Here is a 605-nt window from a genome sequence, read left to right as displayed (position 1 = left end):
CGCCTCCTAAAAGGTAACGGAGGCGCCCAAAGGTTCCCTCAGAATGGTTGGAAATCATTCGTAGAGTGTAAAGGCAGAAGGGAGCTTGACTGCGAGACCTACAAGTCGAGCAGGGACGAAAGTCGGGCTTAGTGATCCGGTGGTTCCGCATGGAAGGGCCATCGCTCAACGGATAAAAGCTACCCCGGGGATAACAGGCTTATCTCCCCCAAGAGTTCACATCGACGGGGAGGTTTGGCACCTCGATGTCGGCTCATCGCATCCTGGGGCTGTAGTCGGTCCCAAGGGTTGGGCTGTTCGCCCATTAAAGCGGTACGCGAGCTGGGTTCAGAACGTCGTGAGACAGTTCGGTCCCTATCCGTCGTGGGCGTTGGAAGTTTGAGAGGAGCTGTCCTTAGTACGAGAGGACCGGGATGGACACACCGCTGGTGTACCAGTTGTTCTGCCAAGAGCATAGCTGGGTAGCTACGTGTGGAAAGGATAAGTGCTGAAAGCATCTAAGCATGAAGCCCCCCTCAAGATGAGACTTCCCATCACTTCGAGTGAGTAAGATCCCTTAGAGACTATGAGGTTGATAGGTCCGAGGTGGAAGCGTGGTGACACGT

General features: G+C 54.7%; 1 rRNA gene. It reads left to right on the top strand.

Annotation, left to right across the window (positions count from 1 at the left end):
- Window positions 1–605: ribosomal RNA gene (locus IEV35_RS20000) — 23S ribosomal RNA — on the top strand; the annotation flags it as partial.

The organism is Ornithinibacillus halotolerans (assembly GCF_014637405.1).
In the GTDB taxonomy this organism is placed as follows: domain Bacteria; phylum Bacillota; class Bacilli; order Bacillales; family Amphibacillaceae; genus Ornithinibacillus; species Ornithinibacillus halotolerans.
The sequence above is the reverse complement of the archived record's forward strand: the minus strand, read 5'-3'. Positions and strand labels throughout refer to the sequence as shown.